This window comes from Deferrisoma camini S3R1 (genome assembly GCF_000526155.1).
GTDB classification, from domain to species: Bacteria; Desulfobacterota; Deferrisomatia; order Deferrisomatales; family Deferrisomataceae; genus Deferrisoma; species Deferrisoma camini.
On sequence record NZ_JAFN01000001.1, the window covers coordinates 957,865 to 984,576 of the forward strand.

The following is a 26,712-nucleotide window of genomic DNA, read 5'->3' on the forward strand; positions in this document are numbered from 1 at the left end:
CCTTGCGTTCCGTTGAAGAAGGAGGGCCCTCCTTGGGCCCACGGGCCACCCGGCGGGAGCCGGGCTCGGGGGTCACGAAGGGGGTACGAACGGGGCAAGGATTGGTGAGGTCCGCATGGGAAACCGCAGGCGCCGGAGGCGCCAGTTGCTCGCCGGTCTGGGGGTGGGGCTGTTGTTGTCGGGGGCCGGGGTCGGGATGTGGGGGCTCGGCGCCTTCGTTCGAGCCGAGGGGTGGACCCTGGACCTGAGAATGAGGTGGACCCGGAAGGACGCCCGCCTGCCGGAGGAGGTGGCGGTAGTCCTGGTGGACGAGGCCTCCCTCGGGTTCATGGACAGCCGGGTGGGACGTTGGCCTTGGCCTCGCCGGGTATGGGCCGACGTGACGGAGTTCCTGTTCCTGGGGGGCGCACGCAGGGTCGTCTGGGACATCCTGTTCACCGAGGCCCAGGGAGCCGCTCCGGAGGACCGGGCGGACGACCGGGCGTTGGCCGAAGCGACCGCTGCGGGGCCCGTGGTGCATGCGGCCCAGTTCGTGACCGAGACCCCTGACGAGGGAACGGGACCGGTCGAAGTCCGGGAGCCGCCTCCTGGCTTCCGGGAGCGCTTCTCCCTGGGGCCGGTGCCGGCCGGCGCACCCAAGCCGGGGGCGACCACGGCCTACCTCCCCCTGCCGCCCCTGTGGGGGGGCGCCGCCGGGGTGGGGGCGGTGGACCTCGAACCGGATGCGGACGGCGTGTACCGCCGCGTCCCCGTCTACCGGGTGTGGGGAGGATGGGCCTACCCAGGGCTGGGCACGGCCGCCGTGGGGACGGTCGAGATGATCCGGGGCGTGCCCGTGGTCGGGGATGCACCGATCCCGGTCGACATGGCGGGGCAGTGCCTGCTGCGGCCCTACGGCGTGGTGAACGCCTATTCTGTTGGGGGTATCCTGGCGTCGGTGGAGCAGCTTCGGAGGGGCGAAGAACGGCTCTTGGTGGATCCGGCCGAGTTCCAAGGCCGGATCGTCTTTATCGGGGCGAGCGCCGCAGGGTTGGAGGACCTGAAGGCCTCGCCCCTCTCTCGTCTGACCCCTGGGGTGTTCCTTCACGCCTCCCTCGCCGGCAACCTCGTGGAGGGCGAGTTCCTGCGCGAGGCTCCGTCCTGGGTCGCTCCCCTTCTCCTCGTGCTGGGGACGCTCGGCGTGTGCTCGTGGGCCCTGTGGGCCCCCAGCCCCTTCTGGGCCGCGGTGGCGCCGGGTCTGGGGGGGCTGGCCTACGGTGCGGTGGGGGCGTGGGCGTTCGGTCAGGGCCTGGTGCTGCCGGTGGCCGCTCCGCTGGGGGGAGTGTTTCTCGGTGCTCTGGGAGGGCTGGCGCACCGGGCGGTCACCGAGGACCGGCGCAGGCGGCGGGTCCGCCGGATGTTCGCCCAGTACGTCTCGCCGGCCGTCCTCGATGCGGTGGTGGACGAGTTCTCCGAACGGGCATCCCCGGGAGCCGGCCGCAAAGAAGAGCTTACCATCCTCTTCTCCGACATCCGGGGGTTCACCAGCCTGTCGGAGAGCCTGGACCCCCAGAGCGTGGTGCGACTGCTCAACCTCTATCTCGGGGCCATGGCGGACGTGATCTTCGAGCACAGGGGCACCATCGACAAGTTCATCGGGGATGCCATCATGTGCTTCTGGGGGGCTCCTCTTCGGTGTGAGGACCACGCCGAGTCGGCGGTGACGTGTGGCCTCGAGATGTTGGCGCGGCTCGAGGACCTGAACCCTAGGCTCACGGCACAGGGGCTTCCGCCGGTCCGGATCGGCGTGGGCATCCATACGGGTACGGCCGTGCTCGGGAACGTGGGTTCGGAGCGACGCCTGGACTACACGGCCATCGGGGACGCCGTGAACCTGGCGTCCCGGCTCGAGGGGCTGACCAAAGTGTACGGGTGTCCCCTTCTGTTCACCGAGGACACCCGCGCCAGGCTGGGGCTGGATCGGGTGTGTGCTGTCGTCGACCGGGTTCGGGTGAAGGGAAAACACCAGCCGGTGTTGCTCTATCGACCCCTGGTCTCGGAAGAAGCGGAGGACGCGGCCGACACCGCCCGAGTTTTCGAGGCGGCGTTCGAAGCATACTCGAACCAAGAGTGGGACAAGGCCGAGGCGCACTACCGGGCGCTCGCCGGGGACCCGGTGGCCGATCTGTTCCTGGAGCGGTGCCGCGCGTACCGGCGGTCCCCACCCGGTCCGGGCTGGGACGGCGTGTACACCCTGCTCGAAAAATAACCTTGGGCACTTGAGCAATTCCGGCCGCCGGCCGATCCGGAACCCGATACCGTGAGCTTTGGAGGTGAGGCGATGTTCAGGAAGCTGGGCTCGGTGGCGTTGGGGGTGATGGGGGTCGTGCTGGTGGCGTGGGCCGCCGGCCCGCGGTACGTGCAGAGCCGGAAGGTGAACCTCTGGGCGGCACCCCGTTTCGGATCCGAGGTGGTGGGACGGCTGGAACGGGGAGCGGCCGTGGAGGTGCTGGAAGAGGGCGGCCGCTGGGTCCGGGTGCGAGCGTCAGAGGTCAAGGGTTGGGTCCCCAGGATGGTGTTGGGTCCGCAGCCGCCCTCGGGGCGGCCGGTGGAGCCGGTCGAGGGCGGTGGGAAGTGGGTGCCCGGGGCGAGGCGGCGGGCCTCGGCCGTGGTGGGCGCGGGTGCCACGCGCGGAGTGCGGGGGGCGGGGGCCAGGGAACGGCTGGACAGCGCGGGAGCCCCGGACTACCGGGCCGTGGAGGAGTGGGAGCGCCAGATGGCAGCGCCCGAGGAGGTGGAAGCGTTCCAGCGAGAGCTCATGGAGGGTGGCGCCGAATGAGGAGCGGGCTGCTCGCCCTGGTGATCCTCCTGGCCACGGTGTGGAGCGGCGGGGCCGCCGCGGGGCCCGCCGACTGCCGGCAGAGGGCCTGCGCCCAGATCGTGGACGCCCCGACCGCAGAGGACGTGGCCGTGGAGGTTCGGGTCGGGCGTGAGGTGGTGGGCCGGATCCTGAGACGATATCCCCTCGTGGAGGACCCCGGGCTCCAACGGTACGTGGACTTGGTGGGTCAGAGCCTGGCGCTGGCAGCCCCCCGGGGGGACCTGGTGTTTCGGTTCGCGGTGATCGACGCGCGGGGGGTGAACGCCTACTCGACCCCGGGGGGGTACGTCATGGTGACCCGGGAGGCCCTCTGGGTGATGCGCGACGAAGCAGAGCTCGCGGGGGTCCTTGCACACGAGATCGGGCACGTGGTGGCCGGGCACGTCGTAAAGGACCTGAGGCTCGCCGGAAGGTCCCAGGGCCTGTGGACGAGCCTCCTGCGGCTGGTGGGAGGCGGGGCGAGCGCAGGAGAGGTGGGGCTGCGTGAGGCCACCGACACCGTGATGGAACGGCTCTTCAACCGGGGATACCGGGTAGAGGAGGAGTTGGAGGCCGATCGTTTCGCGGTGACCTTGGCGTTGGCCGCGGGGTACGAGGCGGAGGGGCTGGGGCGTTTCCTGGAACGGGTGGCGGAAACCCGGGGAGCCAAGTCCCCGACCCATCCCCCCACCGCCGAACGCCTCGCGTGGCTGAGGGGCCTGATTGAGGAGAGTGGGTGTGGTGGACACGGTCACCGCGGCAGCGGCAGGTTTGCGAGAAATGTACACGCTTCTCCGTAGGGTGCTCGGGTGCCTCGCGGCGCTCTTGGTCACAGCGCCCCTGGCCTGGGCCGATGCGAATCACTACGTGAATGTGTTGGTCGGAGAGCGGGCCGCGGGCATGGCCGGGGCATACACCGCGGTGTCGGACGACGCGTCCGGCATGTTCTATAACCCTGCCGGGATCTCTTTCGCCCGGGAAACGTCGCTGTCCGCCAGCATGAACGCCTATCGCCTGGTCCGGGACGAGTACGACGGCCGGGTGCTGGGGGGGCAGGGGTGGGAGCGGACCTCCTCCTCCCTGTTACCGAACTACTTCGGGCTGACCCACCCCCTGGGCCACGGGGTGCTGGGATTCTCCTACGCGGTTCCGGACTCGGTGAGCACGGACCAGGACCAGGTGTTCGAGAACCTGCCGTCCTCGATTCCCGGAGTGACGGTGGATCGGCACCGGATCAACTTCAACGAGCAGGATACCCTGTACCTATTCGGCCCCTCGTACGGCCTGGCGCTGGGCCCACAGGTATCGGTGGGCCTCACGCTCTATGCCCACCGACGAACCACGGAGTTCATCCTAAGCCAGATGGTGGAGCTGAGCGATGGGCGGTTCCAGCTGAGCAGCCGGTACCTGGACGTGGACGAGTGGGGGGTGAGGCCCCTGGTGGGGATCATGGTGTCGCCCACGGACCGGGTGGCGCTGGGCTTCACCGTGGCGCGCACCTGGGTCCTTCACTCCGACGCCAGGTCGCAGGTGACCCTGAAGCCCCACGACACGAATGAGGTGTTCGAGGAGGTGCTGGACGCGGGCGACCACCGACGCTACCCGTACGAGGTACGGTTCGGCGTGGCGGTGTTCCCCAACCAAAACTGGCTGGTCTCGGCGGACGCCGTGTACGACTCGGCGACCCGGGATCCGGCGTTCGGAGATCGGCGGGTGACCTGGAACGGGGCGGTCGGCGTTGAGTACTACTGGAGTCCGGCCTGGGCGGTTCGGGCCGGAGTGTTCTCGGACCGGGCCAATACCCCGGACGTACGGGACGGCGGAACGGACCAGATGGAGCACGTGGACCGGTACGGTGCGTCCCTGAGCCTGACCCGATTCCGCCGGGGAGCGTCTCTCACGTTCGGGGTGATCTATGCCAGGGGAAAAGGGGAGGCGCAGTTGGTGGGCGGCTCCACGGACATCCAAGACGTGACCGAGACGTCGATCACCGCCTTTCTGGCGGCATCGTACCGGAACTAGGGCGATGGTGGCGGACGAACACGCCCGGTTGCGGCGCCTGATCGAGGTGACGACGGCCCTGTCGGTCGAACGGGACCTGGAGGTGCTGCTCGATCGGATTCTGGCGTGCGCCCGGGAGCTGACGGGGGCCGACGCAGGCACGGTGTACACCCGGGAAGGGGATCGGCTTCATCCCCGGGTGATCCACAACGATACGCTGGGGCTGCGGCTGCGGGCCGCCCAGGCGGAGGATCGACTGGGGACGGTGGCGGTCGAGCCGGGGAACGTCTCCGGGTACGCGGCGCTCCACGGAAAGACGGTCCACGTGGCCGACGTGTACCGCTCGGACGAGTTCGACTTCCAAGGGCCGCGCCGGTACGACGCCCAGACCGGCTACCGCTCCCGGTCCATGCTGGTGGTGCCGTTGACCGAGCCGGGGGGAAGGGTCATCGGGGTGCTGCAGCTTCTCAACGCCCGACAAGCGGAAACCGGTCAGCCGGGGCCGTTCCGTGACGAGGACGTGGAGCTAGTGGAGGCCTTCGCGTCGGGTGCGGCGGCAGCCCTCCGCAACGCCCGGCTGGTGGAGGACCTGCGAGCAACCCTGGAGGGCCTGGTGCGGGCCCTTGGGGTGGCGATCGACGCCAAATCCCGGTACACGGGGAACCACGTACAGCGGGTGGCCGAGCTCAACGTGGGGCTGGCCCAGGCGATCCACCGGTGTGAGAAGGGACCCTTGGCAGGCGTTCGGTTCGGGGAGGAGGAGCTGGAGGAGATCCGTCTGGCGGGGTGGCTCCACGACATCGGAAAGGTCACCACCCCGGTGTACGTGATGGACAAGGCCAACCGTCTACAGGGGTTCTTCGACCGGATCGAGGTGATCCGCGAGAGGTTCCGGCGGGTGGAGGCCGTGTTGCTCGAACGGATCCGTTCGGGCGACGATCCAGCGGAGAACGCCCGTCGGCTGGACGCGATGCGGGAAGATTGGGCGTTCGTCGAGGCGGCGAATCGCCCCGGTCCCCCCATGGGGCCGGAGCAAGAGCGTAGACTGAAACGGATCGCCTCGGAGGCCTACGGGGTGCTGGGGCCGGAGGAACGAGTCCTCGCCCCCGAGGAGTTGGAGACCTTGGCGCGCAGCCGGGGAAGCCTGACCCCGGAAGAGATGGAGCAGATGCGCGAGCACGTGGTCTGGACCGCCCGGATGCTCGGGCAGATTCCTTTTCCGCCCCACCTCTCCCGGGTGCCGGAGATCGCCTCGGCCCACCACGAGCGATTGGACGGAACCGGATACCCGGAGGGGCGAACGGCGGAAGACCTGCCCATGGCCGCCCGGATCCTGGCGGCGGTGGACGTGTTCGAGGCGCTGACCGCGGCCGACCGGCCGTACAAACCCCCCCTTCCCCCGGAGCGAGTCGTCCGCATCCTCCGGCAGGACGCAGCTCAAAGGAAGCTCGACCCCGACGTGGTCGAGGTGCTGCTGGAGTGGCAGGGGCTGGCGGAGGAGGGTTAGCGCTCTACCAGGAGCTGGGTGGTGTCGGCCAGGCGACGTGCCAGCTCCCGGGCCATCCGCAGGGCCAGTTGGGGGGTGGTGCCGAAGAAATCCTCCAGCCTTTCCGGGGGAACCACCAGGACCCGGACCTCGGAAAGGGCTGTGACCGTGGCGCTCCTCGGTTCGCCCAAAAGCGAGGACATCTCCCCGAAGTACGCGCCCGGCTCCGAGATCTCGGCCACTTCCCAGCCGGCACGGGTCACGCGGACAGCACCGGAGAGCAGCACGTAGAGATCGCGGGAGGCGTCTCCTTCCTCGAACAGAACGGTTCCCGGCTCGAACGCCCGTTCATGGACCTTAGCCTCTTGTTCCATTCTCCACCTCCTGAAAAAGGAGGGACATGTCCGCCGCCGGCGCGGAGTGGGTGAGGGCGCCGGCCGAGATCAGGTCCACCCCGGTCTGGGCGATGGCCCGGAGCCGGTCCCGGGTCACCCCGCCCGAGGCCTCCAGCACGGCCCTTCCAGCTGCCCGCTCCACGGCCCGGCTCAGGGTGTCCAGGTCCATGTTGTCCAGGAGCACGGCGTCGGCTCCGGCGCCCAACGCCTGGTCCAGCTCGGCCAGGGTGGTGACCTCCACCTCCACCTTCAGGGTGTGGGGGGCGTTGCGCCGGGCCGCGGCCACGGCCGCGGCGACCCCGCCGGCCGCTCGGATGTGGTTGTCCTTGATCAGGATTCCGTCGAACAGCCCGAAGCGGTGATTGGCCGCGCCGCCCACCCGCACGGCGTACTTCTCCAGGGCCCGCAGACCCGGCGTGGTCTTTCGGGTGTCCACGAGCCGGGCCCCGGTGCCTTCGAGCTCCCGCACCCACTCGGAGGCCTGGGTGGCGATGCCGGAGAGCCTTTGCAGCAGGTTCAGGGCCGTGCGCTCGGCCGTGAGCAGCACGCGGGCGTCGCCGTGGGCCACGGCCACCACCGTGCCGGGGCCCACGCGGTCGCCGTCGGCCGCCCGCAGGGTCCAGGTCACCCCTCGGCCCACCAGCTCGAACGCTCGGACGAACCCGGGCAGCCCGGCCAGCACCAGCTCCTGCTTGGCCAGGAGCCGGGCCTCCACCCGGGTTCCGGGGGGCACCACCGCCCGGGTGGTCACATCGCCGGGGCCGATGTCCTCCTCGAGGGCGGCCCGAAGGACCCGATCGGCGGCCGCCGCCGGGAACCCGGTCATGCGGCGCTCCGCACCGTGGCCAGGTTCGCCCGGAGCTTGGAGAGCTTCTCGGACAGCTCGGCCGCCTTGGCCCGTTCCTTCTCCACCACCTCGGCCGGGGCCTTGCCGGTGAAGTTGGGGTTGGCGAGCTTCTTCTCCACGCGGGTCAGGTCCGCCTCCACCCGGCCGATCTCCTTCTCCAACCGCTTCGCCTCGGCCGCCAGGTCCACCACCCCGGCCAGGGGCACGTAGATCTCCAGCCCGGCCACCACGGCGGCCGCGGACTGGGCGGGCCTGGGGGCGTCGTCCGGGAGCGCGGCGAGCCTCTCGAGCCCGGCCAGGGCGGCCACGGTACGGCTCTCGGCCAGCACCACCTCTCGGGCCGCGGCCTCGCCCCGGATCCACGCCTCGACCTTGCGGGAAGGCGGGACGTTCATCTCACCCCGGATGTTGCGGATGGCCGACACCACGGCCTTGACCCGTTCCATCCGCTCTCGGGCCGCCGCGTCCTCCGGCAGGTCGTCGGGCCGGGGGAACGGCGCCACCACCACGCTGCGGGGCCGCTCGCCCAGGAACGCCGGCCACGGCAGCCGCTGCCACAGCTCCTCGGTGAGGAACGGCATGAACGGATGCAGGAGCCGCAGCACCGCGTCAAAGGCCCGGACCAGGGTCTGCTGGGTGGCGAGCCGGGCCCTGGGGGCGTCGTCGGCGTACAGGGGGCCCTTGGCCATCTCGATATACCAGTCGCACAGCTCGTGCCACAGGAACTGGTACACGCTGCCGGCGGCCTTGTCGAACTCGTAGGCGTCCAGGTGCCCGCGCACCTCGGCCACGGCCTCCCGCAGGCGGGTCAGGATCCACCGGTCCTGGGGGGGGCGATCGGCGAACGGCACCTCGGGGGCGGCCGGATCGAAGTCCCCCAGGTTCATCAGGGTGAACCGCACCGCGTTCCACACCTTGTTGGCGAACCGCTGGTACCCCTCGATCCGGTCCACGGACAGCCGGATGTCCCGACCCTGGGCCGCGAACGCCACCAGCGTGAACCGGAACGGGTCGGCCCCGAACCGGTCGATCACCTCGAGGGGATCGATCACGTTGCCCCGGGACTTGGACATCTTCTGGCCCTTCTCGTCCCGGACCAGGGCGTGGATGTACACGTCCCGGAACGGCACCTCGTCCCGGAACCACAGCCCCATCATCATCATCCGGGCCACCCAGAAAAAGAGGATGTCGAACCCGGTCACGAGCACGCTGGTGGGGTAGAACTTCTTGAGCTCCGGGGTCTCCTCGGGCCAGCCCAGGGTGGAGAACGGCCACAGGGCCGAGGAGAACCAGGTGTCCAGCACGTCCTCCTCCTGGACCAGGTCGGCGGACCCGCAGGCGGGGCACCGGTCCGGGTCGGTGCGCGCCACCGTGAGCTCGCCGCAGCCCCGGCAGGTGAACGCGGGGATACGGTGGCCCCACCAGATCTGTCGCGAGATGCACCAGTCCCGGATGTTCTCCATCCAGTGGAAGTAGGTCTTCTCCCACTGGGGCGGCACGATGCGGGTGCGGCCCTGGCGCACCGCGTCGATGGCCTTCTGGGCCAGGGGCTGGATCTTCACGAACCACTGGCGCGAGACCAGGGGCTCGATCACGGTGCGGCACCGGTAGCAGTGGCCCACGGCGTGGCGGTGCTCGTCCACCTTGACCAGGAACCCCTGGGCCTCCAGATCCTGCACCAGGCGCTTGCGGCACTCGTACCGGTCCAGGCCGGCGTAGCCCCCCGCCTGGGCGGTCATGGTGCCGTCCTCGCCGATCACCTGCACCCGGTCGAGCCCGTGGCGCTCGCCCATGGCGAAGTCGTTGGGGTCGTGGGCCGGGGTCACCTTCACGGCGCCCGTGCCGAACTCGGGGTCCACCGCCGGGTCCGCGATGACCGGGATCTCCCGCCCCACCAGGGGCAGGATCAGGGTCTCCCCGACCAGGTCGCGGTACCGGGGGTCGTCGGGGTGCACGGCCACGGCGGTGTCGCCCAGCATGGTCTCGGGCCGGGTCGTGGCCACCACCACCCCGGACGAGCCGTCCCGGGCCGGGTACCGGATGTGCCACAGACGGCCGGCCTCGTCCTCGTGCTCCACCTCCAGGTCGGACAGGGCGGTGTGGCACCGAGGGCACCAGTTGATGATGTAGTCCCCCCGGTAGATCAGGCCCTGCTCGTACAGCCGGCAGAACACCTCCCGGACGGCCCGGGAGAGGCCTTCGTCCATGGTGAACCGTTCCCGGTCCCAGTCGCACGACGCCCCCAGGCGCTTCAGCTGCCGGAGGATCGTGCCGCCCGACTCCTCCCGCCACCTCCACACCCTCTGGACGAACGCCTCGCGGCCCAGGTCCTGGCGGGTCTTGCCCTCGGCCGCCAACATCCGCTCGACCACGTTCTGGGTGGCGATGCCCGCGTGGTCGGTGCCGGGCACCCACAGGGCCTCGTACCCGTCCATCCGCTTGTACCGCACGAGCACGTCCTGCAGGGTGTTGTTGAGGGCGTGACCCATGTGGAGGCTGCCGGTCACGTTGGGCGGGGGGATCACGATGGAGAAGTGGGGCCTGGACGAGAAGGGGTCGGCGTGGAACAGTTTCTCCTGCTCCCACCACCGGTACCACTTCTCCTCGAACGAGTGGGGATCGTAGGTGCCGAGCTCGGCGCGCGGATCGGTCATGGCGTACACCCTCGAAAAAGCCCGAAAAGGGGGAAGCACGGGGGATCGCAAGAAAAACGGAAGGCCCCACAGTGTACGGGTCTCCGGCGGCCCGAGGCAAGGGCAAGGGCCGACCCCGGTTTGGGAAAAGCAAACCCCACCCTCATGGGCCGGGCCGGCCGGGCCGATAGGAGAGCCGGCTACGTGTACTCGATCCCATCAACCCAGAACGAAAGGAGAAGGTCCATGGTCGTGCGCAAATGGATGAGCCCGAGTCCCGTCACCGTGGGGAAGGACGATCCGGTGTCCGAGGCGATTCACCTGATGAAGGAGCACAAGATCCGACACCTGCCGGTGATGGACGGCGACCGGTTGGTCGGCATCGTGAGCGACCGGGACCTCAAGGAGTACATGCCCAGCCGGGCCACCACCCTGGACGTGTACGAGCTGCACTACGCCCTGAGCCGGGCCAAGGTATCCGAGGCCATGCGGCGCGACCCGCTCCGGGTGGGCCCCGACGACACCATCGAGAAGGCCGCGCTGCTGCTGCACGACAACAAGATCGGCTGCCTGCCCGTGGTGGACGACGGCGGAGCCCTGGTGGGCATTCTGGCCCACGAGGACGTGTTCGAGGCCCTGATCCAGGTCACCGGGGCCCGCACGGACACGGTGCGGCTCCAGATGACCATCCCCGACGAGCCCGGGTCGATCCGGGTGGTGGCGGACAAGGTGCGGGCCCACGGCCTGAAGATCCGTTCCATCCTGACCACCTACCAGGACGTGCCCGAGGGGCGGCGGGAGCTGATCCTGCGGGTGGAGGGGGACACCCTCCCCCTGGAGAGCGAGCTGAAGGAGGAGCACCCGGACCTGGTCGTGCACCGGGGCGTGTGAGCGACCCCCTCGCAAGAAAGGACCGTGCACCGCCCCACGCCTCGCCGTACCGGCGGGGCGTGGGGTCTGCATTTCAGGAATCAGGAGTCGGTGGACAGAAGACGGGGGAAAACCTCTTCGGCGGTTCTCCTGTCCACTGTCTTCTGAATTCTGGTCCCTGATACGGCCGCACGCGGCTCTCTAACAGATCTCATGCCCCCGGCGGGCCTGGTGGTGGCTCGGGAGCCGCCTGGCCGCCTGGCCGCCTAGCTGCCTAGCGGGCCGAAGGCCCCAGACCGGCGACCAACGACCGAAGTTGCTGGGAAGCTCTTTACTTTCGCGAAACATTCGGTATGGTGTTTGGCCGTTGACGGGAATCGTTCTTTCGGAAGGAGGACACCATGAGCGACCGGATCGTGCGGGTGAACATGCGGACCCTGGAGATCAAGGAGGAGCCGGTACCGGAGAAGTGGAAGCTGTTCGGGGGGCGGGCCATGACCTCGGCGATCGTGGCCGAGGAGGTGCCGCCCACCTGCACGGCCCTGGGGCCGGCGAACAAACTGGTGTTTGCGCCGGGGCTCCTGGGCGGGTCGGCCGCGCCGATCTCGGGCCGGCTGTCGGTGGGGGCGAAGAGCCCGCTGACCGGCACCATCAAGGAGTCGAACGCGGGGGGCCAGGCCGGGCAGATCCTGGCTCGCCTGGGCATCCGGGCGCTGGTCATCGAGGACCAGCCGGCGGACCCGGACAAGCGCTACACCCTGGAGGTGCGCAAGGACTCGGTGAGGCTGGTGGAGAGCCCGGAGCTCAAGGGGCTGGGCAACTACGACACCGTGACCAGGCTGGTGGAGAGGTACGGGGAGAAGAAGGTGGGGTTCATCACCATCGGCACGGCCGGGGAGATGGGGCTGACGGCGGCGTCGGTGGCGTGCACGGACCGGGAGCTGCGGCCGACCCGCCACGCGGGCCGGGGCGGCCTGGGCGCAGTGATGGGGTCAAAGGGGCTCAAGGCGGTGTTCCTGGACGACTCCGAGACCCAGATGCGCCAGCCCGGGGACAAGGAGGCGTTTCGGGAGGCGTCGAAGAAGTTCGCCAAAGCCCTGAAGGAGCACCCGGTCACGGGTGAGGGGCTTCCCACGTACGGGACGAACGTGCTGCAGAACATCATCAACGAGGCCGGGGGGCTTCCGACCCGCAACTTCCGGGAGGGGCGGTTCGAGGGGGCATCGAAGATCTCGGGGGAGGCCCAGCACGACGTGATCCTGGAGCGGGGTGGGAAGATCGCGCACGGGTGCCACTCGGGGTGCGTGATCCAGTGCTCTCGGATCTACATGGACAAGGACGGCAACTACAAGACCAAGGGGCCGGAGTACGAGACGATCTGGAGCTTCGGGACGGACTGCTGCATCGACGACCTGGACGCGATCGCGGAGATGGACCGTTTGTCGGACGACATCGGTCTGGACACGATCGAGATGGGGGCGACCCTGGCCGTGGCGATGGAGGCGGGGCTGGCGAAGTTCGGGGACGCGAACGCGGCGATCGAGCTGATGAAGGAGGTGGGTCGGGGCACGCCCTTGGGGCGGATCCTGGGGTGTGGGGCCAAGGTGACGGGCCAGTGCTTTGGGGTGGCGCACGTGCCGGTGGTGAAGGGTCAGGCCATGCCGGCGTACGAGCCGCGGGCGATCCAGGGGATCGGGGTGACCTACGCGACCTCCACGATGGGGGCGGACCACACGGCGGGCTACGCGATCGCGACGAACATCCTGAAGGTGGGCGGGTATGTGGACCCGCTGAAGCCGGAGGGGCAGGTGGAGCTGAGCCGGAACCTGCAGATCGCCACGGCAGCGATCGACTCCACGGGGCTGTGCCTGTTCGTGGCGTTTGCGGTGATGGACAAGCCGGAGGCGTTCGAGGCGGTCTACGAGATGATCAACGCGTTCTACGGCACGAGCCTGGGTCCGGACGACGTGACCGAGCTGGGCAAGACGGTGCTCACGATCGAGCGCAAGTGGAACCAGGCGGCGGGGTTCACCAACGCGGACGACCGGCTGCCGGACTGGATGTACCGGGAGCCGCTGCCGCCCCACAACACGGTGTTCTCGGTGCCGGACGAGGAGCTCGATCAGGTGTTCAACTTCGTCGAGTAGGCCGTCCCCAGGGACAAACCGCAAAGGGCGGAGCCTCCGGGCTCCGCCCTTTGCGGTTTTCCGAACCGGAACGGATCAGCCTTCCTTCTCCACCCAGCCGCGCAGGCCCTTGAGGGTGTTCGAGAGGAAGTAGCGCTCGCGGTTGCGCACGTCGGCCGGCAGGTCGGGGAACCGTCCGAACCGGGGGTCCTCGGCCCGCAGATCCGCCAGCACCGCATCTTCGAACTCGTCGCCGCTCGTGCGGCGGTGGCGCCGGACCGCCGCGACCCACAGGTCGAGCTGCTCCGAGGCCTGGGCCAACACCCCCTCGGCGTCGTCCACGGCGCCGTAGTGCCCCAGGCAACACAGGCCGCCCGCCCGGCCCTTCACGGCCTCCAGCGACTCCCGGAACACGTCGTGCCGAAACGGCGGGGGCGTGGCGGGCCGCCAGTAGTCCCCGGCGGGCAGGGGGTACCGCACCCCGCCGAGCTCGCCCGCGAAGAACCACGCCCCGGCCCGGAACGCCAGGTGGTGGGGGGCGTGCCCCGGCGTGGGAAAGGCCGCGACTTCGCAGCCGGCCGCCTGGAGGGTCGGGCAGAACCCCACCCGCTCCGGCGGCACCGGCGCGATCGGGCCGTAGGCCTCGGCCAGGGCCCCCAGGACCTTGCGGGACCCCTCCCACAGGGCCGAGGGGTCCACCAGATGGGCAACGGCCCGGGGATGGCACACCACCCTCGCGCAGGGGTGGCGCTCGAGGAGCAGGCCGGTGCCGCCGGCGTGGTCGATGTGGACGTGGGTGAGGAGCACGGCCTCGACCCGGGTGACCCCCAGCTCGTCGAGGCCGGCCAGGAGCGCGGACAGGGTCGCTGCCGGGCCGGGGTCCACCACCACGGCGGCCGGGCCGTCCCGGATCACCCAGGCACTCAGGAACCGCCGAAACCCCTCGGGTTCCGTCAGGTCCAGGTCCACCAGGAACAGTCCGTCGGCGATGCGATGGGTTGCCATCGGCTCCTCCGGTCCCCAGTCACGAAGACCCCGCCGGGGGCATCCCGACGGGGTCTTCGCAAACCGTTCAAACCGCCAGGGACGGCGGGGGACTTTCTGGCTCCCCGGGACGGACTCGAACCGCCAACCTAGTGGTTAACAGCCACCCGCTCTGCCGATTGAGCTACCGGGGAACGAAGGCGCCTTTTATACGGACCTCGCTCCCCGGTGTCAAGGGAAACCTTTTCAACCTCGGTCGCCGGTGGTCGGTCGTCGGTCGAAAACCGTGAGCCCGGGCTCGGTTCGAGAGTTGCCCAGCCTCCTGGCGTCCCAGCGGGCCGAAAGCCCGAGAAGGTACGGAGAAAGGAGCCCCCGGCAAGGGCTCCTCGCCCCAACACGCCCCGGCCGGTTCAAGCCAGGTCGTGGAACCCGGCGCCGTCGGCCTCGATGGCTTGCCGGAGCTTCGCCAGGGCCTCCACCTGGATCTGGCGGATCCGCTCCCGGGTGACCCCGAAGATCCTGCCGATCCGCTCCAGGGTCATGGGCTCACCTCCGTCCAGGCCGAACCGAAGCACCAGGATCTTCTTCTCCCGCTCGGTGAGCACCGAGATCTTCGACCGAACCAGCCGGGTCACCTTCTCGCGCAGCAGGTTGTCCGTGGGGTTCGGGGCGTGGGGGTCCTCCAGCTTGTCCTGGAGGGTGAAGTCGCCGTCCACGTCCAACGCCTGGTCCATGCTGAGCACCCGCCGCTGGATCTTGAGCAAACGGTCCACGTACTCGGGCTTGAACCCGGTCTCCGCGGCCAGCTCCTCCTCGGTGGGGGGCCGCCGTAGGCTTCGGGTGAGGTGCTCGGTCACCCGTCTCAAACGGTCCAGGTCGTCGGACACGTGGACCGGCAGCCGAATCGTGCGCACCTGGTTCGTCAGGGCCCGCTCGATGGACTGGCGGATCCACCAGGTGGCGTAGGTGGAGAACCGGCACCCCTTCGAGGCCTTGAACCGTTCCACCGCCTTGATCAGGCCCACGTTCCCCTCCTCGATCAGGTCCAGGAATGGCAGGCCCCGGTTGACGTAACGCTTGGCGATCTTGACGACCAGCCTCAGGTTCGACTCGATCATGCGCCGCCGGGCGGCCTCGTCCCCCTTCTCGATGCGAAGCGCCAGCTCGATCTCCTCCTGGGGGGTGAGGAGCCGGGTCTTGCGGATGTCCCGGAGGTACAGAGCCATGGGGCTCGCCGAGACCGCGGGGTCCTTCCGTGGAGACGTGGTGGCGTGCGAAACGGGCTGGGCTTGCGGACTCATCGACGCGCTCCTTTCCAGGAAAAAGCGATACGAGCGAGTCCGCAATATAGCCGCGGGCCGCGAAACGGCCCAGGGGGGAAGACGTCGTTTTACCCGGTTGGGTCCGAAAGATACCCGTTCGGTCCACAATCGGGCACCCGTTCGGGGTGGGCGGGCCCGAAGGCCTCCTCCAGGGCCCGGACCAGAAGGGCCACGGCCCGGTGGGCCGGGCAGGGCAGCCCCAGCCGCTCGCCCTCGGCCACCAGCGCCTCGTTGAGGGTTCCGATCTCGGTGGGCCTTCGGGCCTCCACGTCCTGGAGCATCGAGATCCGGTTGTCGCCGACGCCCTCCAGGGCCCAGCGGCTGAACCCGCCGGGGTCGTCCAGTTCGGAGAACCTCAGGCCCCGCGCCCGGGCCACGGCGGCGGCCTCCTCGGCCAGCAGGTCGATCAGCCGGCACAGGGATGGGCTGGCGAGCATCTGCCGGCCGGTGCGGCCCGTGAGGGCGGCCACGGGGTTGGTGGCCACGTTGGCGATGAACTTCTTCCACCGCACGGGCTCCACGTCGTCCACCGGCTCCACGTGGTATCCGCAGCCTCCCAGTGCGGCCTTCAGGGTCTGGGTGACGGTGAGCACGCAAGGCCGGGGCGGGCCAAACGGGCCCACGGCGAGCAGGGGCCCCCGGCCTCCGCGGTAGCGTACGGTTCCGTCGGGCAGCGTCTCGGCGCTGTGGGCCGTGATGCCTCCCAGCACCCGGTCGGCCCCCCACCGGGCGGCCAGGGCCTCGAGGTTGCCCAGGCCGTTCTGCACCGACAGGACCACCGAGTCCTCCCCGACCAGGGGCGCCAGGTCCTCGGCCGCCCGGGCCGTGTCGTACCCCTTGACCGAGACGTGGATCAGGTCGAACGCGCCGGGCTCTCCCAGGGGGTATCCCGTGACCTCGGGGTACGGGCGCAGGGTGCCGTCGGGAAACCGCACACCCAAGCTCGGGTCCCGGAGCCGGCGAAGCCGCTCGGGGTCCCGCTCCACCCCCACCACCCGAAACCCGGCCTCCTCGTACACCGCGGCGAACACGGACCCCAGCGCGCCCATGCCCACCACGGCCACGCGCAAGGGGGTTCCGGTCGTCACGGCCCCACCCCCATCCTCGGACACAGCGACTCCACGGGACATGCCTCGCACCTCGGTTTGCGGGCCTTGCAGATCTCGCGGCCCAGGTGGGTCAGGAGGTTCGAGAACGCCACCCGCCGCTCCGGGGGGACGAGCCGCTCCAGGTCGGCCTCGATCCGGTCGGGATCGGTGTGGCGGGTGAGACCCAGGCGGGCCGACACCCTTTTCACGTGGGTGTCCACGAACACCCCAGGAATCCCCAGGCTGTTACCCAGCACCAGGTTCGCGGTCTTCCGGCCCACGCCCGGCAGGGTGACCATCTGCTCCACGCTTTCGGGCACCCGGCCCCCGAACCGTTCCACCAGCTCCCGGCAGCAGGTCTGCAGGGTGCGGGCCTTCTGACGGTAGTACCCGGTCGGCCGGACCGCCTGCTCGATCTCCGCCAGGTCTGCCCGGGCGAACGCCTCGGGGGTGGGGAACCGGTCGAACAGGGTCTCGGTGACCCGGTTCACCCGCTCGTCGGTGCACTGGGCCGCCAGGATCGCCGCCACCAGCAGGGTGAACGGGTCGCGAAACCGCAACGCCGTGGTCTCCGGGTACCGGGCCCGGAGGATCCGATCGATCTCGGCCGCCCGCTCGCGGTCATCCATGCTTGCCTCCGGTGCCGGCGGCCGGCTCCTCGGGGGGAGGACGAGGGCCGCCGGAGTCCGACGACGGCTCGGGCCGGGCCAGGGAGACCCGGTGCCACCCGTGCTGTGGGCTCCACTTCCACTTGTGCATCCGGTTCGCCTTGCGGTGCCGAATCTTCAGGCGGTAGGCGATCACCGCCTCGTACGTGAGCCACCAGCCGAGCGCGGCCGCGGGCACCCCGAGCACCAGGCCTCCGAGCCACAGGGGCGCGAAGATGTGATGGGTCAGGTCGCTGAGGTGGGTGAAGGCCCGCCAGAACCCCTCGGGCGGCCGCAGGGGCATCCCCAGGAGCCAGGCCCCCAGGGCGTAGGTCATGGAGTAGATGGGCGGGGCCGTCAGGGGGTTCGTGATCCACGCCCCCAGGGCGGCGGCCAGCTTGTTCTGGCCGAGCACGGCGGCCAAGGCCACCGCGATGATCATCTGCACCCCCATGGTGGGGGTGAACCCCACGAACAGCCCGATGGCCATGCCCAGGGCCACCTCCCTGGGGCGGCCGTGGATCCTCACGCACCGGTAGTAGAAGTACCGGGCGGTCTTCTCCCACCCGGGGCGAACGCGCTTCCCTCGCTGCGGACGCCCCATGCCCCCGCTACCTCCCGGCCTTGCCGCCGGCCGGGTGGGACCAGGGCCGGAACCCGTTGGTGATGGGAAACCGGCGGTCCTTCCCGAAGGCCCGGGGCGTGATCTTCACGCCGGGCGGAGCCTGGCGGCGCTTGTACTCGTTGCGGTCCACCATGGCCACCACCTGCCGCACCACCTCGGGCCCGAACTCGGCCTCCAGCCCCTCCACGGGCCGGTCGTCCTCCACGTACCCCTGCAGGATCGGGTCGAGGAGGTCGTAGGGGGGCAGGGTGTCCGTGTCCTTCTGGCCGGGCCGGAGCTCGGCGCTGGGCTCCTTGACCAGGATCTCCTCGGGGATCCAGGGGCGCCGGGCCTCGGCGTTTCTCCACCGGGCCAGCCGGTACACCCAGGTCTTGGTCACGTCCTTCAGCACCGCGAACCCGCCGGCCATGTCCCCGTACAAGGTGCAGTACCCCACCGAGGTCTCGCTCTTGTTGCCGGTGCTCAGCACCAGCCACCCGAACTTGTTCGACAGCGCCATGAGCAGGGTGCCCCGGATGCGGGCCTGGATGTTCTCTTCGGCCACGTCGGGGTCCCGGCCCGCGAACGGCTCCGCCAGGGTCTCGAGGAACCCCTCGTACACCCGGCCGATCGGGATCTCGAGGAACGCGATCCCCAGGTTCTCGGCCAGGGCTCGGCTGTCCTCCACGCTGCCCCGGCTCGAGTGGGGCGAGGGCATGGTCACGCCGGTGACCCGGTCGGCGCCGAGAGCGTCCACCGCGATCGAGGCGGTCAGGGCCGAGTCGATGCCCCCGCTCAGCCCCAGCACCACCCTGGAGAACCCGTTCTTCTCCACGTAGTCCCGGCACCCCAGCACCAGGGCCCGGTACACCTCCTCCTCGGGGCCGGGGGGCTCCACGGTGCGTCGGGGCAGGGGAGGGCCGTCCCGGTGGGCCACGGGCGGCAGGTCCAGGACGCCGGCCAGGGGTACGGCCGGCGTCTCCCTGCGCACGGCCACCCGGCGGCGGGGGTCCCGGAGCCGCTGGTGGAGCACCTCGGCCGGGTCCAGGTCCACCACCAGGTAGTCCTCCTCGAAGGGGAGCCCCCGGGCGATGGGCTGGCCCCGGGGGGAGAAGACCAGGGAGTTGCCGTCGAACACCAGCTCGTCCTGGCCCCCCACCAGGTTGCAGAAGGCCAGCACGGCCGCGTTGTCCGAGGCCCGGGTCGAGAGCATGGTCTCCCGGTACTCCACCTTGCCCGCGTGGTAGGGGGAGGCCGAGATGTTCACCAGGAGCTGGGCGCCCCCGGCCAGGGCCTGGGTGCGGGCCGGGCCGGCGGGGTACCAGATGTCCTCGCAGATGGTCACCCCGAACACGCATCCGTCCAGCCGGAACACCACCGTGTGGTCGCCCCGCTGGAAGTACCGGTGCTCGTCGAACACCCCGTAGTTGGGCAGGATGCACTTCTTCACCACGGCCCGGACCTCGCCGTTGTGCAGGACGGCCGCGGCGTTGTACAGGTCGTCGTCCCGGTGGACGAACCCCACCACCGCGGTGATGCCCCGGGTGGCCTCGGCCAGGTCCTCGAGGGCCTGGAGGTTCTGGGCGACGAACGAGGGTTTGAACAGGAGGTCTTCTGCCGGGTAGCCCACCAGGGCCCCCTCGGGGAACACGGCCAGGTCGGCCCCCAGTCGCTTGGCGTGCTCGATGCCGTCGCGCACCTTCCGGGCGTTGCCGTCGATGTCCCCGACGGTGGCGTTCATCTGGCAAAGGAACAACCGCATCGGACCGACCCTTTCCGCCCCGCGTGGGGGGTGGCTCGAGGAGAACGGCTAACAGTACGAAAAACCGCCGGTCGGATGCAACAACCCCCCAGCCGAAGCCGGCCGGGTCGTCTTTTCGCGGGGCGGAGGAGTGGGGTAGGGTAGGGGGCCGTCGGAGCGAACGGCCGCGACACGAGGAACAAAGGAGCATGGCGGTGGCGACAACGGGCTGGTTCTTCCTGCGGACCCTTTCTGCCGAAGACGGATCGGATGGCTGCCCCGGTCCCCCCCGGGCCCTCCGGGGGGCCTCGGCCCTCGGAAGGGGGCGGCCCGCCCGGATCGGGGTGGTGGCGATCCTGGCCGCCGTCCTGACCCTGCTGGCCGGCGGGAACGCCGCGGCCGGCAACCCCCGCGAGACGCCGGTGGTGCGGGCGGTGCGCAAGGCCAGCCCGGCGGTGGTGAACATCTCCACCGAGATCGTGAGCCGCGAGAGCCCGTTCGTGGGCCTGAACCCCTTCTTCGAGGAGTTCTTCCGCGACTTCTTCGGCGAGCTGCCCGAGACCGCCCGCCGGGCCCGCAGCCTCGGCTCGGGGGTGATCATCCGGCCGGACGGCACCATCCTGACCAACGAGCACGTGATCGCCAACGCCACCCGCATCACCGTGACCCGGGTCAACGGCGAGACGTACGAGGCCGAGCTGGTGGGGGCCGACGGCCAGACGGACCTGGCGGTGCTGCGGGTGAAGGCCGAGGGGAAGCTGCCTTACCTGGAGATGGGCACCTCGGGCGACCTGATGATCGGCGAGACCGTGATCGCCATCGGCAACCCCTTCGGCCTGTCCCACACCGTGACCACCGGGGTGGTCAGCGCCGTGAACCGCACGATCCGGGGCGACAACGACCGGGTGTACACCGACTTCATCCAGACCGACGCCTCGATCAACCCGGGCAACTCCGGCGGCCCGCTGCTCAACATCCTGGGCGAGCTGGTGGGCATCAACACGGCCATCTACCAGAAGGCCCAGGGGATCGGGTTCGCGATCCCCATCGACAAGGCCCGGCGCATCGTGGAGAGCCTGCTGACCTACGGCACGGTGCACCGGGCGTGGCTGGGCATCCACGTCCAGGACCTGAACCCGGACCTGGCCCGGTACTTCGGCGTGAAAAAGGGCGTGGTGATCACCCGGGTGTTCGAGGACAGCCCGGCGGCCCAGGCCGGCCTGGAGCGGGGCGACGTGATCGTGGCCATGGGCGGCCGGCCGGTGGAGGACCGGGAGACGTTCTTCCAGCGCTTGGCGGGGTACACGGCGGGCAACCGGATCCGGCTCCGGGTGCTCCGGCGGGGCAAGGAAGAGGAGCACACCGTCGCCACTCGCGAGATCCCGGACGAATACGTGGAGTACCTGGCCAAGGAGTGGCTGGGCCTGGAGGTGACCCCCAACTCCCGCGCCCTGGCCAGGAAGTACGGCCTGTTCACCGATCGGGGAATGGTGATCGTGCGGGTGACGCCCCGCTCGGCTGCGGCGCGGGCCGGCATCGAGCCGGGCGATGTGCTGCGCCAGGTCAACGACCAGCGGGTGGACAGCGCGTCCTCGTTCCGGGAGGCCGTGCTGGCGGCCAGCCAGAGGGAGACCGTGGTGCTGGTCGTCCAGCGGGGCCGGGTCGCCTACTACGTGACCCTGACTCCGTGAACCGGCAAAGCCGCGGCCGGGGCAGGTGTGCGTCGCCCCGGCCGCGGGAAGTCGGGATCAGCCGACCCGGACGTCCTTGGCGCTCTCCCACAACCCGTGGATGTTGCAGTAGCTGGTGGCGATCAGCCTGCCCGAGGTTTTGAGCTTCAGGAACGCGCTCGCCTGGTGGTGGGTGTAGGCCGGGCCGGCGTTTGCGCCCTCGGCCGACTCCCCGTGGGCCGTGAACTCCAGGTTCGCCACCTCGAACGGGGCCTTCCCCCCCTCGGGCAGGAAGTAGAGCCGGATCCACCGGATATGGTGCTCGGTGGTGTTCGGGTGGGCGATCTCCTTGCCCACGCACACCTTGACCTCGAAGGCCTCGTCGGCCGCCACCGTGTCGGGGCACTCGATCACGGGCACGTGCTTCTCGGCCTTCCAGTCGGCTTGCTTGTACAGGTCTCCGATCGCGCTCATGGTCTTTCCTCCTGATCGAATGGGTGGGTGGAACAACGGGCCCCCCAAGGGGCGGCGCGGCCATAAGATATCACCCGGACCGCCGGTGTCCAGAAAAAAAGATGTAACCGGTCAGAATTGCCGTACGGGGTTTCCTCCCTTGACGGCAGTGGGGCCGGTGCTAGGGTGGCCGCCGGAGGCGGGCAGGGGAGGCCGATCACCAGGAGGAGACGAAATGTCGAGTCGCGCCCTGAGAGCGGCGGTGCTCGGCGTCGCGATTTCGCTCGCCACGGTTCCGGTGGCAGCGACCGCGGCCCAGGAGGCGGGCACCCAGCAGGCGGCGACGGAGCGCATCGATCTGAACACGGCGACCGTAGAGCAGTTCATGGGACTCAAGGGAGTGGGCGAGGTCACGGCCCGGGCCATCGTGGACTACCGGGAGCAGAACGGCCCCTTCCGATCGGTGGACGACCTGATCCGGGTCAGAGGCATCGGCGAGAAGAAGCTCGAAGCGCTGCGCCCGTTTGTCAAAGTCGAGTAGCCCCCCGAAACCACCCTCCCCGCCCCTCCCGGGCCCGGGCGATCCCCGGGCCCGTTCTCCGTCGTGGGGCCCTGAGCCCACCGGAGAGCCCGGTGCCCCACCGGAAGCCCGGCCCAGCCGAACATCCCCCTTGAAACCGGCAGAAGAACCGTGCTTCTCTTGTCACCCCGCCGCCCAAGCGTCCCAACGTCCCAACGTGCCCCTGCCATGCCCCGGTTCGTCGTCCACGAGCACCACGCCCGCCGCCTCCACTGGGACCTGCGCCTGGAGCACGAGGGGGTGCTGGTGAGCTTCGCCGTGCCCAAGGGCGTGCCCCTGCGGCCGGGCGAGCGGAGGCTCGCGGTGCGCACCCCGGATCACGCCCTCGGGTACATCGACTTCGAGGGCGAGATCCCCGAGGGGCACTACGGGGCCGGAACCGTGGCCATCTGGGACCGGGGAGCCTACGAAACGGTCGAGGGCGGGCCGGGCGGGCACTGGGCCGTTCGGCTCGGGGGGCAGCGACTCCGGGGGCGCTGGGCCCTCATCCCGTTCCCCAAGGCAGGGGAGGGCGCCCACCTCCTGGTGCGCGCCAGGGAGCCCGAAGCATGAAGCCGAAGCTTGACCCCGACGCCCCCGGGGCCCATACTGAACGCGCTTCCACCGGTTCCCGCCCCGTCGGGAACCCCCTGATCGCAACGAATCCTGGGGGCGATCTGGGTTCGACGGGGACACTGAAGCCGGATGCTGCGTGCCGAGGTCGCCGGTTGGCCTCGTAAAACAACCGGCAAACACACAACTGCCGACAACTACGAGTTGGCCCTCGCGGCCTAAGTAGGCCGCGACGCCCGCCCCGCCCCGCCTGCTGGACGGAAGCGGGTGTCAGCGAAGCAGGCTAGTTCCGGCGCTTTGCCCCTTGGCGCCGGGGCGAAACCTTAACAGGGGCTCGCGGTCCCGGAATCCTGTCCGTGGGAGCCCGTGGCCGCTAAACCCAGAACACGGACTACGCACGTAGAGGCTCCGAGCGGATGGTCTTCGGACGCGGGTTCGATTCCCGCCGCCTCCACCAGTTCCAGAAGAGGGCCCGCCCCGGCAACGACCCGGGGCGGGCCTTCGTGTTTCTCGGACCTAACGTCCCGACCCCGGACAGGATCTGACCGCTTTCCGTGGTACCCTCAGCGGGCTTCGGAGGCTCCGGCGTTGCCTCGCCAGCCCCGGGTGGGCTACCATCCCGAACCGTTGTTTCCACGGAGGGGGATCGTATGAACACGGTCGGCACCGTGACACTCGAAACGGCCACCTAGGGCGAAGAGACCGAACTTCGCCGGGGTGGCCGTTTTTGATGGGATTGGAGCAGGGAAAATGTGCGAGAGGTTCTTGATTGGCTCGCGAGGACTTCGAGGAGGGGGGCACGAGGCACGAGGAACTCCGCCACGACGCCGTTTTCAGGGGCATTTCCCGGATGTTGACGATGTTCGGTCAGGATCAAACTCGAGCCCAACGCTGACCAAAGAGCGATTCTGTTCTCCTCGTCCGGGGTCTTACGGATGCAGCACCAACTGACGATCACGCCTCACCAAGCCGCATACTTCGCTCACGATCTTACCCGTCGTGCGGCGGGTGGGCTGGACCGGCTGACCATGTCGCTTTTCGATGCCGCTGTGGATCTGAATCCCCACCAGATCGAGGCGGCTCTCTTCGCGTTGGAGTCGCCGCTGTCCAAGGGGGTGGTGCTTGCCGACGAGGTAGGGCTCGGTAAGACGATCGAGGCCGGAATCGTCCTCTGCCAACTCTGGGCCGAGCGCAAGCGGCGGTTGTTGGTGTTATGCCCGGCCTCGCTCCGCAAACAGTGGGCGCTGGAACTCGAAGAGAAACTCCACCTCCCAACGTTCGTTCTCGATGCGCGGTCGCACCGCGAAGCACTCAGGCAAGGGCGCTCGCCACTGGCGGAAAAGGCTGTCCTCATCCTCTCCTTTCACTACGCCTATCGACTGCGCGAGGAGCTGAAGTCGATCGCCTGGGATCTCGTCGTCATTGACGAGGCCCACAAGTTGCGCAACGCCTACCGGCCCAGCAACAAAGTGGGCCAAGGGATCCGCTGGGCGACGGAGAGGTGCCGAAAGCTTCTGCTCACGGCCACACCGCTGCAGAACTCGCTCCTCGAACTCTACGGACTGGCGTCGCTCATCGACGAGCATCTGTTTGGGGATGTGAGCTCGTTTCGTGCCCAGTACGCGAGCGCCGGTGCCAACCTGAACGAGCTGCGCGAGCGTCTGCGGAACTTCTGCAAACGCACCCTGCGCAATCATGTGACGGAGTACATCCGCTACACAGAGCGGAGAGCCATCACCCGCCCGTTCCGCCCCACGGACGAGGAGCACGCTCTCTACGAGGCCGTTTCTGCCTTTCTGCGGCGCCCAGAGAGCTACGCGCTGCCTGCGCGCCAGCGCCATCTGACGGCGCTCATCCTGCGAAAACTCCTGGCCTCTTCGCCGCTGGCCATAGCGGCAACGCTGGAGACGCTGGCCGCACGGCTGGAGACGCTGCGTGACGAGCGCGTGCGCGACGACCCCGAGCTGGCGCAGTCTCTGATCGAGGGCGAGGAAATAGAGGACGAGCTGCTCGACGAGATCCTCGCCGAGAACGGGAACACCACAGAGGACGCCGGGCACGGACCGGTAGGGATCGACCGGCGCCAGCTCCAGGCCGAGATCGACGAGCTCAAACGTCTCGCCGCCTGGGCGCGCAGCGTCGGCACGGATACCAAGGCCAGGGCCCTGCTCAAGGCGTTGGAGATCGGCTTCGAACAGATGAGCGCTATCGGCGCCCGGCGCAAGGCCCTGGTGTTCACCGAGTCGCGCCGCACCCAGGAATACCTCAGGACCTTTCTGGAGGAGAACGGCTACCGGGGCCAGGTAGTGCTGTTCAACGGCACCAACAGGGGGCCGGAGGCCACGGCCATCTACGAGCGCTGGCGCGAGCGCAACGCCGGCACGGGCCGCGTCACCGGATCGCGCCCGGTGGACATCCGCACGGCGCTCATCGAACACTTCCGCGACGAGGCGACGATCATGATCGCCACCGAGGCCGGCGCCGAGGGGGTAAACCTCCAGTTCTGCTCCCTGGTGGTCAACTACGACCTGCCTTGGAACCCTCAACGCATCGAGCAGCGCATCGGCCGCTGCCACCGGTACGGGCAGAAGCACGACGTGGTGGTGATCAATTTCCTGAATGAGCGTAACGAAGCCGACCGGCGGGTGCTCGAGCTCCTGGAGCAGAAGTTCCAGCTCTTCAGCGGTATTTTCGGAGCCTCGGACGAGGTGCTCGGCACCATCGAGTCGGGGGTTGACTTCGAAAAGCGCATTCTCGCCATCTACCAGGAGTGCCGCACACCCGAAGAGATCGACGTGGCCTTCGAGCAGCTACAGGCCGAGCTCGACGAGCAGATCCGCACGCGGCTCGACGAGGCGCGCCGGACCCTGTTCGAACACTTCGACGAGGACGTGCACGAGCGCCTGCGCCTCCGGCTGGCCGACGCCCAGGCCCAGCTCGACCGTGTGGGCAAGCGTTTCTGGGCGCTCACGCGGTACATGCTCGCCGACCGCGCGCGGTTCGAGGACGCGGCGCTCACCTTCGAACTCCACCGCCCGCCCCGCGAGGACATTCGCCCCGGCCGCTACCATCTGATCTCCAAGACCGCGCAGCGCGACGAGGGCGATGTGGGCGACGGGCACGATGCCTTCCTCTACAGGCTCTCGCACCCACTCGGCGAGTACGTCCTCGATGCCGCCAAGGCCCTGCCGACCCCTCCGGCGACCGTCGTCTTCGACATCACCGGCCATCCGACGCGGGTGCTGGCCGTGGAAGCGCTGCGCGGCCGAAGCGGCTACCTCACCCTCGCCCGACTTGTGATTGAATCCTACGAGCGCGAGGAGTATCTGCTGTTCTCTGGGTTCGACGACGACGGCCGGGCGCTCGACCAGGAGACCATGGAGAAGCTCTTCGGGTTGTCTGGCCGCATTGATGGCAATACCCAGATCCCTGCGGCGGTGGAACAACGGCTGGCTGCGGAGATCGAGCGCCACGCCGCCGCCACCCTCAGCCGATCGCTCGAAGAGAACAACCGCCACTTCCACGAGGCCCGTGAGAAGCTCGAACGCTGGGCCGATGATATGATCCTCGCCGCCGAAAAGGCGCTCAGGGACACGAAGGAACAGATCAAGGCGCTCCGCCGCGAGGCCCGGCAGGCGACCACGCTCGAAGAGCAGCACGCCATCCAGGAGCGGATGCGCCGGCTTGAGCGGCAACAGCGCCGCCAGCGCCAGGAGATCTTTCGGGTCGAGGACGAGATCATGGAAAAGCGCGACCGTCTCATCGACCAACTGGAGAAGCGACTGGCGCAGAAGCAGGAACTCGAACGCCTGTTCACGATCCGGTGGCGGGTTGAGTAGGAACCAAGAAGTATCCATTGACCGGGAGGAAGAGA

Annotated in this window: 21 protein-coding genes, 1 tRNA gene and 1 other RNA gene; 12 read left to right on the forward strand and 11 right to left on the reverse strand. The window is 69.3% G+C overall.

What is annotated here, in order from left to right; genetic code table 11:
* Window positions 1-145: 145 nt before the first annotated feature.
* From DEFCA_RS0104165 to DEFCA_RS0104190, 5 genes are all read left to right on the forward strand, one after another.
* Window positions 146-2,248 (forward strand): CHASE2 domain-containing protein, encoded by a 2,103-nt coding sequence (locus tag DEFCA_RS0104165; protein WP_025321780.1) that lies wholly within the window; start codon window positions 146-148, stop codon window positions 2,246-2,248.
* Between the two features lie 72 nt (window positions 2,249-2,320).
* Window positions 2,321-2,818 (forward strand): SH3 domain-containing protein, encoded by a 498-nt coding sequence (locus tag DEFCA_RS0104170; protein ID WP_025321781.1) that lies wholly within the window; start codon window positions 2,321-2,323, stop codon window positions 2,816-2,818.
* A complete protein-coding gene (locus DEFCA_RS20255) occupies window positions 2,815-3,639 on the forward strand; it encodes a M48 family metalloprotease (RefSeq protein WP_025321782.1) in 825 nt (274 codons plus the stop codon). The genes DEFCA_RS0104170 and DEFCA_RS20255 overlap by 4 nt, the downstream gene beginning before the upstream one ends.
* Window positions 3,620-4,861 carry an OmpP1/FadL family transporter gene (locus DEFCA_RS0104185; protein WP_169709437.1) on the forward strand — a complete coding sequence of 414 codons (1,242 nt, stop codon included), beginning with the start codon at window positions 3,620-3,622 and terminating at the stop codon, window positions 4,859-4,861. Before DEFCA_RS20255 ends, DEFCA_RS0104185 begins: the two co-directional genes overlap by 20 nt.
* A gap of 4 nt (window positions 4,862-4,865) precedes the next feature.
* On the forward strand, window positions 4,866-6,347 hold the full coding sequence (locus DEFCA_RS0104190; RefSeq protein ID WP_025321784.1) for an HD domain-containing phosphohydrolase: 1,482 nt from the start codon (window positions 4,866-4,868) through the stop codon (window positions 6,345-6,347).
* On the opposite strand, the gene DEFCA_RS0104195 is transcribed toward DEFCA_RS0104190, so the two are convergent.
* Genes DEFCA_RS0104195 through DEFCA_RS0104205 form a run of 3 tightly spaced genes read right to left on the reverse strand, consistent with a single transcriptional unit; the run spans window position 6,344 to window position 10,222 of the window.
* Complete coding sequence (locus DEFCA_RS0104195; protein ID WP_025321785.1) at window positions 6,344-6,700, reverse strand: Crp/Fnr family transcriptional regulator; 357 nt, start codon at window positions 6,698-6,700, stop codon at window positions 6,344-6,346. The two genes, DEFCA_RS0104190 and DEFCA_RS0104195, sit on opposite strands and share 4 nt — an antisense overlap.
* Window positions 6,684-7,547, reverse strand: coding sequence for a carboxylating nicotinate-nucleotide diphosphorylase (gene nadC, locus DEFCA_RS0104200; RefSeq protein WP_025321786.1), 864 nt, complete (start codon window positions 7,545-7,547; stop codon window positions 6,684-6,686). The genes DEFCA_RS0104195 and nadC overlap by 17 nt, the downstream gene beginning before the upstream one ends.
* Window positions 7,544-10,222: a valine--tRNA ligase gene (locus tag DEFCA_RS0104205; RefSeq protein WP_025321787.1), complete on the reverse strand. Its 2,679-nt coding sequence runs from the start codon at window positions 10,220-10,222 to the stop codon at window positions 7,544-7,546. Before DEFCA_RS0104205 ends, nadC begins: the two co-directional genes overlap by 4 nt.
* Before the next feature lie 225 nt (window positions 10,223-10,447).
* On the opposite strand from DEFCA_RS0104205, the gene DEFCA_RS0104210 reads away from it, so the two are divergent.
* On the forward strand, window positions 10,448-11,092 hold the full coding sequence (locus DEFCA_RS0104210; RefSeq protein ID WP_025321788.1) for a CBS and ACT domain-containing protein: 645 nt from the start codon (window positions 10,448-10,450) through the stop codon (window positions 11,090-11,092).
* A 380-nt stretch (window positions 11,093-11,472) separates the two neighbouring features.
* Window positions 11,473-13,218, forward strand: coding sequence for an aldehyde ferredoxin oxidoreductase family protein (locus DEFCA_RS0104215; protein WP_025321789.1), 1,746 nt, complete (start codon window positions 11,473-11,475; stop codon window positions 13,216-13,218).
* 75 nt (window positions 13,219-13,293) lie between these two features.
* Here the strand turns inward: DEFCA_RS0104215 and DEFCA_RS0104220 are convergent, their stop codons facing one another.
* From DEFCA_RS0104220 to DEFCA_RS0104250, 7 genes are all read right to left on the reverse strand, one after another.
* Complete coding sequence (locus DEFCA_RS0104220; RefSeq protein WP_029733541.1) at window positions 13,294-14,202, reverse strand: MBL fold metallo-hydrolase; 909 nt, start codon at window positions 14,200-14,202, stop codon at window positions 13,294-13,296.
* A 97-nt stretch (window positions 14,203-14,299) separates the two neighbouring features.
* Window positions 14,300-14,375 (reverse strand) — tRNA-Asn (locus tag DEFCA_RS0104225).
* Window positions 14,376-14,591: 216 nt separating this feature from the next.
* Complete coding sequence (locus DEFCA_RS0104230) at window positions 14,592-15,407, reverse strand: sigma-70 family RNA polymerase sigma factor (protein ID WP_025321790.1); 816 nt, start codon at window positions 15,405-15,407, stop codon at window positions 14,592-14,594.
* Window positions 15,408-15,571: 164 nt separating this feature from the next.
* Complete coding sequence (locus DEFCA_RS0104235) at window positions 15,572-16,591, reverse strand: ketopantoate reductase family protein (RefSeq protein WP_169709438.1); 1,020 nt, start codon at window positions 16,589-16,591, stop codon at window positions 15,572-15,574.
* Window positions 16,588-17,220, reverse strand: coding sequence for an endonuclease III (nth, locus tag DEFCA_RS0104240; RefSeq protein ID WP_025321792.1), 633 nt, complete (start codon window positions 17,218-17,220; stop codon window positions 16,588-16,590). The genes DEFCA_RS0104235 and nth overlap by 4 nt, the downstream gene beginning before the upstream one ends.
* Window positions 17,213-17,842: a DUF2062 domain-containing protein gene (locus DEFCA_RS20260; RefSeq protein ID WP_025321793.1), complete on the reverse strand. Its 630-nt coding sequence runs from the start codon at window positions 17,840-17,842 to the stop codon at window positions 17,213-17,215. The genes nth and DEFCA_RS20260 overlap by 8 nt, the downstream gene beginning before the upstream one ends.
* A 7-nt stretch (window positions 17,843-17,849) precedes the next feature.
* Complete coding sequence (locus DEFCA_RS0104250; protein WP_025321794.1) at window positions 17,850-19,604, reverse strand: NAD+ synthase; 1,755 nt, start codon at window positions 19,602-19,604, stop codon at window positions 17,850-17,852.
* Window positions 19,605-19,792: 188 nt separating this feature from the next.
* On the opposite strand from DEFCA_RS0104250, the gene DEFCA_RS0104255 reads away from it, so the two are divergent.
* Window positions 19,793-21,274 carry a Do family serine endopeptidase gene (locus tag DEFCA_RS0104255; protein ID WP_025321795.1) on the forward strand — a complete coding sequence of 494 codons (1,482 nt, stop codon included), beginning with the start codon at window positions 19,793-19,795 and terminating at the stop codon, window positions 21,272-21,274.
* A 57-nt stretch (window positions 21,275-21,331) separates the two neighbouring features.
* Here the strand turns inward: DEFCA_RS0104255 and DEFCA_RS0104260 are convergent, their stop codons facing one another.
* Window positions 21,332-21,727, reverse strand: coding sequence for a class II SORL domain-containing protein (locus tag DEFCA_RS0104260; RefSeq protein WP_025321796.1), 396 nt, complete (start codon window positions 21,725-21,727; stop codon window positions 21,332-21,334).
* A 214-nt stretch (window positions 21,728-21,941) separates the two neighbouring features.
* Between DEFCA_RS0104260 and DEFCA_RS22925 the strand changes: the two genes are divergently transcribed.
* The 4 genes from DEFCA_RS22925 (at window position 21,942) to DEFCA_RS0104280 (ending at window position 26,677) form a co-directional block, all read left to right on the forward strand.
* Window positions 21,942-22,247, forward strand: coding sequence for a ComEA family DNA-binding protein (locus DEFCA_RS22925; protein ID WP_025321797.1), 306 nt, complete (start codon window positions 21,942-21,944; stop codon window positions 22,245-22,247).
* A 207-nt stretch (window positions 22,248-22,454) separates the two neighbouring features.
* Window positions 22,455-22,838: a DNA polymerase ligase N-terminal domain-containing protein gene (locus tag DEFCA_RS0104270; RefSeq protein ID WP_025321798.1), complete on the forward strand. Its 384-nt coding sequence runs from the start codon at window positions 22,455-22,457 to the stop codon at window positions 22,836-22,838.
* Window positions 22,839-22,933: 95 nt separating this feature from the next.
* Window positions 22,934-23,295, forward strand: a transfer-messenger RNA (tmRNA) gene (gene ssrA, locus DEFCA_RS21305).
* Between the two features lie 478 nt (window positions 23,296-23,773).
* Complete coding sequence (locus DEFCA_RS0104280) at window positions 23,774-26,677, forward strand: SNF2-related protein (RefSeq protein ID WP_035802874.1); 2,904 nt, start codon at window positions 23,774-23,776, stop codon at window positions 26,675-26,677.
* Window positions 26,678-26,712 lie beyond the last annotated feature (35 nt).

Excerpts from the sequence above, each read along its gene's own strand:
- DEFCA_RS0104195 (WP_025321785.1), bottom strand. The coding sequence starts at position 6,700 with ATGGAACAAGAGGCTAAGGTCCATGAACGGGCGTTCGAGCCGGGAACC.
- DEFCA_RS0104255 (WP_025321795.1), top strand. The coding sequence starts at position 19,793 with ATGGCGGTGGCGACAACGGGCTGGTTCTTCCTGCGGACCCTTTCTGCC.
- DEFCA_RS0104280 (WP_035802874.1), top strand. The coding sequence starts at position 23,774 with ATGCAGCACCAACTGACGATCACGCCTCACCAAGCCGCATACTTCGCT.
- DEFCA_RS0104205 (WP_025321787.1), bottom strand. The coding sequence starts at position 10,222 with ATGACCGATCCGCGCGCCGAGCTCGGCACCTACGATCCCCACTCGTTC.
- nadC (WP_025321786.1), bottom strand. The coding sequence starts at position 7,547 with ATGACCGGGTTCCCGGCGGCGGCCGCCGATCGGGTCCTTCGGGCCGCC.
- nth (WP_025321792.1), bottom strand. The coding sequence starts at position 17,220 with ATGGATGACCGCGAGCGGGCGGCCGAGATCGATCGGATCCTCCGGGCC.
- DEFCA_RS0104215 (WP_025321789.1), top strand. The coding sequence starts at position 11,473 with ATGAGCGACCGGATCGTGCGGGTGAACATGCGGACCCTGGAGATCAAG.
- DEFCA_RS0104185 (WP_169709437.1), top strand. The coding sequence starts at position 3,620 with ATGTACACGCTTCTCCGTAGGGTGCTCGGGTGCCTCGCGGCGCTCTTG.
- DEFCA_RS0104270 (WP_025321798.1), top strand. The coding sequence starts at position 22,455 with ATGCCCCGGTTCGTCGTCCACGAGCACCACGCCCGCCGCCTCCACTGG.
- DEFCA_RS0104250 (WP_025321794.1), bottom strand. The coding sequence starts at position 19,604 with ATGCGGTTGTTCCTTTGCCAGATGAACGCCACCGTCGGGGACATCGAC.
- DEFCA_RS0104210 (WP_025321788.1), top strand. The coding sequence starts at position 10,448 with ATGGTCGTGCGCAAATGGATGAGCCCGAGTCCCGTCACCGTGGGGAAG.
- DEFCA_RS20260 (WP_025321793.1), bottom strand. The coding sequence starts at position 17,842 with ATGGGGCGTCCGCAGCGAGGGAAGCGCGTTCGCCCCGGGTGGGAGAAG.
- DEFCA_RS0104260 (WP_025321796.1), bottom strand. The coding sequence starts at position 21,727 with ATGAGCGCGATCGGAGACCTGTACAAGCAAGCCGACTGGAAGGCCGAG.
- DEFCA_RS0104230 (WP_025321790.1), bottom strand. The coding sequence starts at position 15,407 with ATGGCTCTGTACCTCCGGGACATCCGCAAGACCCGGCTCCTCACCCCC.
- DEFCA_RS22925 (WP_025321797.1), top strand. The coding sequence starts at position 21,942 with ATGTCGAGTCGCGCCCTGAGAGCGGCGGTGCTCGGCGTCGCGATTTCG.
- DEFCA_RS0104170 (WP_025321781.1), top strand. The coding sequence starts at position 2,321 with ATGTTCAGGAAGCTGGGCTCGGTGGCGTTGGGGGTGATGGGGGTCGTG.
- DEFCA_RS0104220 (WP_029733541.1), bottom strand. The coding sequence starts at position 14,202 with ATGGCAACCCATCGCATCGCCGACGGACTGTTCCTGGTGGACCTGGAC.
- DEFCA_RS0104190 (WP_025321784.1), top strand. The coding sequence starts at position 4,866 with ATGGTGGCGGACGAACACGCCCGGTTGCGGCGCCTGATCGAGGTGACG.
- DEFCA_RS20255 (WP_025321782.1), top strand. The coding sequence starts at position 2,815 with ATGAGGAGCGGGCTGCTCGCCCTGGTGATCCTCCTGGCCACGGTGTGG.